Origin of the sequence: Mesorhizobium sp. M7A.F.Ca.CA.002.05.1.1 (assembly GCF_003998335.1) — a bacterium.
Lineage (GTDB): Bacteria > Pseudomonadota > Alphaproteobacteria > Rhizobiales > Rhizobiaceae > Mesorhizobium.
In genome coordinates, this window is the sequence record NZ_RZQI01000429.1 from 1 (window position 1) to 4,946 (window position 4,946).

The following is a 4,946-nucleotide window of genomic DNA, read 5'->3' on the forward strand; positions in this document are numbered from 1 at the left end:
GGATATCGAGCCGGCCGAACCTTTCCTCGATCTGGCCGGCCAATCGCGCGAGGCAGTCGCTGTCGGTGACGCTCGCCTCGGCGACGAGATGATCGCGGGGCGTTAGCGACGAGACCAGCGCTTCGGCCGCCTGGCGTGAACTGTTGTAGCCGACGACGACCGACGCCCCTTCCTGCGCGAGCCTCGATACGATCTGCGCGCCGATACCACCGGTCGCTCCGGTCACCAGGGCAACCTTGTCTTGCAGCATTGCCGCCATGGCCCTCTCCGTGTCAGACGCTGGTACGTTGCTTATAAGCGACGAGCGCCATGAGATTGCGGTCGCGCCAGGTGCTGCGTTCACCGAGGCGGGATGCCGACAGTTTCTCGCGGCGTTCGGCTTCGGCCTTGCCGATCAGCGCTTCGGACCAAGGCGCCAGATCGCGCCTTGCCAGTGCGATCGCGTGGTAGAGCGGCCCCAGACGCCGCGCATAGTCGGCAATCCCGCCAGGCGCGTTGAGGTCGATCGTCTCGAACGGTCCCATGAAGGACCAGCGGTAGCCAAGCCCGTGCGACACCGTCAGATCGATGTCGGCGGCACTTGCGACACCTTCCTCAAGCAATGCCCAGGCTTCGTTGAGCAGCGCACCCTGGAGCCTGTTCAGGACAAAGCCCTCCACCTCCTTGCGCACGACGATGGCCGCCTGGCCCACGGCTTCCATTTGTTCCCGTAGCCAAGGAACGATGTTTGCGTCCGTCCATGGCGCCGGAACCAGTTCGACCAACGGGATCAGATGTGGAGGATTCACCGGATGCACCACGAGGAAGCGTGCGCGTTTTACACATTGTTCCGTAAACGCCGAGGCAGGAATACCTGAGCTGGAGCTGCCTACGACGGCATCGGGCCGCATGGCCCGATCGATCTCGAGGCAGACGGCCTGCTTGACATCGCGCCGTTCGAGCACCGATTCCTGGATATAGTCGGCATCGGCAACCGCACTCTCGAGCGTGTCGACCACCCTTAACCGCCGCATGACAGGATCGATCGCATCGATCAGCCCGGCTTCGTGCATGTCGGCAAGACTGGCGCGGATCCTGTCAATCACCGCCACGCGGATGTCGTCGCTGCCGTCATAGATGGTCACGTCATGACCAGCACGAGCGAAGACGATCGCCCAGCCGCGGCCGACGAGCCCTGCCCCGACAATGGCCACCTTGCGGATTTGCTCCATTACTGCACCCACGATTTCTCGCCGTCCGCGAGGCAGATTTCAGTGATGCGCAGGCCATCCTTGGTGATGCGCGAGGGGAAACGGTCCTTCAGCCGCTCTTCGTGGATGGGAATGACGCGCCGTGCCTCGTAATTCACCTGCTTCATCATCTCCTCGGTCGCCAGCACGAGATTGGTCTGGCTGCCGACCGCAAGGCCCACCGGGACGTAGAGCGTCTCGACATCGACGGCAGCTCCCGAGCCCTCGATATTGTCGAAGACATAGACGAGATCGCCTGCCAGCACCCAGGTATCTTCGTTGCCGTTGCGTACGGTGACCCACATCGAACCGTAGGTGTGGCTATCGAAGGCGGGATGGAGATCGACGTTCGGCAGCACGTCCTGCTTTGCGCCATCGATCGTCACCAGCCGCTTCTGGCGGGCCAGGTCGACACCGCGTACGATATCGCCAGGGTCGACGGCGACGTTCATCCAGCGCATGCGGTCCGGCAGCGACATCGCCCAGACCCATTTCGCGATTTCGCGCTCCTGGATGTAGAAGGTAGCCTTCGGGAAGTCCTCGACATTGCCGAAATGATCGAAGTGGGCGTGGGTGACGAAGACCGTGTCGACGTCCTGCGGCGACAGGCCGATCTCGCTGAGGACGGCCTCGGGTGAGTGCCAGTTCTCGACGCCGAACTTGTCGCCGAGATGCTTGCCGTAGTCCTTGTTGTTGTAGCCGACATCGACCATGGCGACGTGGCCGTTGCCCTTGATCAGCGCATAGCAGTAGGGAAGCTTGACGTGACCCTGATTGTGGGCGCCGTAGAGCACGCCGCTCTTGTGGTAGTTGGTGACGTAGCTGTACTCAAGCACCCAGATCGAATATTGACCCATCGTTTCCTCCCTGTTTTCGCCAGCGCTGTGCACAACTGCAGCAGGCATGATTGAAATCGATCGGCGTCATGCCGGCGCGCGGCTCCGACGCCGCCTGCAGCCAGGCATAGGCGTGCTTGATCCTCTCCGCTGCCCGGTCGAGATGCTGCTGCCAGTCGCGCCGCAGCCGGGCCAGGCCGAATTCGTCAAGCACTTCGCCGAGCGTCGCGTGCGCGGTCTCCAGGCGCACGCAATGGGCCTCCAGACCGCGCGGCGTCTGCAAGGCGCCCAGGCGCTGCTTGACCTCGGCCCATTGTTCACAGGCCGCCGGGATATCCGGCAGGTCGAGCACATCGCGGCGACCGCCAGCTTCGGCCAAAACCAGCAAGCCCGCGACCTGCCCAATCAGCCGGCGCAGGCCGTCATAGATGGGACGGGTGGCGACCACGTAGCGGACGACGGCCTCGTCGGTCGCCCCGTCCTTGTCGATGGCTGGTTGGAATTGCCCGCTTTCAGCGTCCGACGGCTGCGGCGCTGCAACCAGCTCGCAGTCGTAGCGGTGAACGTTGACCGCGCGTTCGAAGAAGCGCTTTGCGGATAGATCAGTCATGATGCCTCCTGCGCGTCGTCGCGCGCTCGATCACGGCGCCTGGCGCAATCATCTGCACGACCGGCTCCCGGCCAGCATTCGTGCCCAGTTCCTTGGCCAGCGAAATCGTCGCCTCCAACATCTTTTCGATGGGCTGCTTGACGGTCGTCAGCCCGTGCGAAGGCCAATGCGCCATTTCGATATCGTCGAAGCCGACGATCGAGAGGTCGTCCGGCACGTTGAGGCCCAGTTCCCGAACGCCGTCGAGAAAGCCTATGGCGAGAATGTCGTTGGCGCAGAACACGCCGTCGGGCATCTCTTCAAGATCACGTAGCTTGCAGGCGGCCTCGTAGCCGGCGTGGTAGCTGAACTGCCCCGCATCGATGACGGCAGGCACTGCAAGGCCGCGCTCGACCGCGCGTTCGCTGAAGCCGCGGTGACGGGCAACATTGGTCGAGGCATCCGCCAGCGCGGCGATGTAGGCCAGGCGCCGGTGGCCGGTGTCGGCCAGATAGTCGGCAATGCTGCGGCCGCCCAGGATGTTGTCGCAGGAGATGCCGAAAGCGTGGTCGTCGGCCGACAGCCGGTTGAAGAAGATCACCGGCGTGCCGGCGTTGCGGCACTCCTGCGCGGCTTCCGACGACAATGTTGCCGCGAGAATGATGGCGAGGTCGGGCTGGTAGTTGAGAAGAAGGCGCAGCGCCTGGTCGACCTCGCCCGACTGGTCGGCCGCGACCAGCATCACGTTCATGTCGATGGCGCGCAGCTCGGTGGTGAGCCGGGTGAGGACTTCCGGGTAGAACGGATTCTTGATGTCGGCGACGACCACGCCGACAATGCGCGTCTTCTTGGTGATGAGACTGCGCGCGAAGGGGTTTGGCGAATAGCCAATCTCCCTCGCGCGGTTCAACACCACGTCGCGCGTGCCCTTGGCGATCACCGCATCGGCGTGAAAAGCCCTGGAGACGGTCGAAACAGACATGCCGAGGTCGCGCGCCAGATCCTTCACGGTCAGGCGGGGTTTGCTGTTCTTGTTGCGGGCGATGACCGACATGAAAACTCCGTTGCGCTGCCTTAGGCCTCGTTGCGACCTCCGTAGCGGCGGACCCGGATGTTGGCCTGCTCGGCATGTCCGTAGAAACCCTCCAGGGCACACAGGCGCGAACAGTACTCGCCGATCATGGCGCTCGCTTCGTCGGTCAGGACGCGCTGATAGGTGCAGGTCTTGATGAACTTGCCAACCCACAAACCGCCAGTGTAGCGGGCCGCCTTCTTGGTCGGCAGCGTATGGTTGGTGCCGATGACCTTGTCGCCATAGGCGACATTGGTTCGCGGCCCGAGAAACAGCGCCCCGTAGTTCGTCATCCGCTCGAGGAAGATATCGGGATCGCGTGTCATGACCTGCACATGTTCCGATGCGATGCGGTTTGCTTCACCGACCATTTCGTCCTCTGTCGAACACAGGATCACCTGGCCATAATCCTCCCATGCGCGACGGGCGACGACGGCAGTCGGCAGGATATTCAGCAGCCTTTCGACCTCTGCGATCGTGGCTTTGGCGAGGGCCTCTGAATTGGTCAGCAAGACTGCCGGTGAGTTGGGACCATGCTCGGCTTGGCCGAGGAGATCGGTCGCGCATAGCTCGGCGTCGACGCTGTCATCGGCAATGACCAGGGTTTCCGTCGGACCGGCGAAGAGATCGATGCCGACCTGCCCATAGAGCTGGCGCTTGGCTTCCGCCACAAAGGCGTTGCCTGGACCGACCAGCATGGCAACGGACTGGATGCTTTGTGTGCCCAGTGCCATGGCGGCTACGGCCTGCACACCGCCGAGACAATAGATTTCATCCGCGCCTGCCAGGTGCTGGGCCGCAACGATCGCCGCGGCAGGGCGCCCCTCGTAAGGCGGCGCAGCCGTGAAGATGCGCGGCACGCCGGCAACCTTGGCCGTAATGACCGACATATGGGCCGAAGCCAGCAATGGATATTTTCCGCCTGGCACATAGCAGCCGACGGACTGAACGGGGATGTTCTTGTGCCCAAGAACAACGCCCGGCAGGGTTTCGATCTCGATATCGCGCAACGCTTCGCGCTGATGCTGCGCGAAGTTGCGAACCTGTTCCTGCGCGAAGCGGATGTCGCTCAGGTTCTGTTCGGACAGTTCCGCAAGGCAGGCGCGTATTTCCGCATCGGTCAGGCGAAAATCCTTGCGGTCCCATTTGTCGAAGCGGATCGAAAGCTCGCGCACCGCAACATCGCCACGCGCACGGACATCTGCGATGATGCCCTCTAC

The 4,946-nt window shown here is 63.0% G+C and carries 6 protein-coding genes; all 6 read right to left on the reverse strand.

The window, feature by feature from the left end; translation table 11 throughout:
• Positions 1–259: SDR family NAD(P)-dependent oxidoreductase (locus tag EN939_RS20625; protein WP_127269453.1), on the reverse strand; the 259-nt coding region annotated here is incomplete at its 3' end.
• Between the two features lie 13 nt (positions 260–272).
• Complete coding sequence (locus tag EN939_RS20630; RefSeq protein WP_236383432.1) at positions 273–1,223, reverse strand: 3-hydroxyacyl-CoA dehydrogenase; 951 nt, start codon at positions 1,221–1,223, stop codon at positions 273–275.
• The gene (locus tag EN939_RS20635; protein WP_127269454.1) at positions 1,211–2,086 is read right to left on the reverse strand and encodes an N-acyl homoserine lactonase family protein; all 876 of its coding nucleotides are present in this window, start codon (positions 2,084–2,086) and stop codon (positions 1,211–1,213) included. The genes EN939_RS20630 and EN939_RS20635 overlap by 13 nt, the downstream gene beginning before the upstream one ends.
• Positions 2,058–2,675, reverse strand: a complete 618-nt coding sequence (locus EN939_RS20640) for a hypothetical protein (RefSeq protein WP_127269455.1) — start codon at positions 2,673–2,675, stop codon at positions 2,058–2,060. The genes EN939_RS20635 and EN939_RS20640 overlap by 29 nt, the downstream gene beginning before the upstream one ends.
• Positions 2,668–3,708, reverse strand: coding sequence for a LacI family DNA-binding transcriptional regulator (locus EN939_RS20645; protein WP_127269456.1), 1,041 nt, complete (start codon positions 3,706–3,708; stop codon positions 2,668–2,670). Before EN939_RS20645 ends, EN939_RS20640 begins: the two co-directional genes overlap by 8 nt.
• Positions 3,709–3,728: 20 nt before the next feature.
• Positions 3,729–4,946: histidinol dehydrogenase (hisD, locus tag EN939_RS20650; RefSeq protein ID WP_127269457.1), on the reverse strand; the 1,218-nt coding region annotated here is incomplete at its 5' end.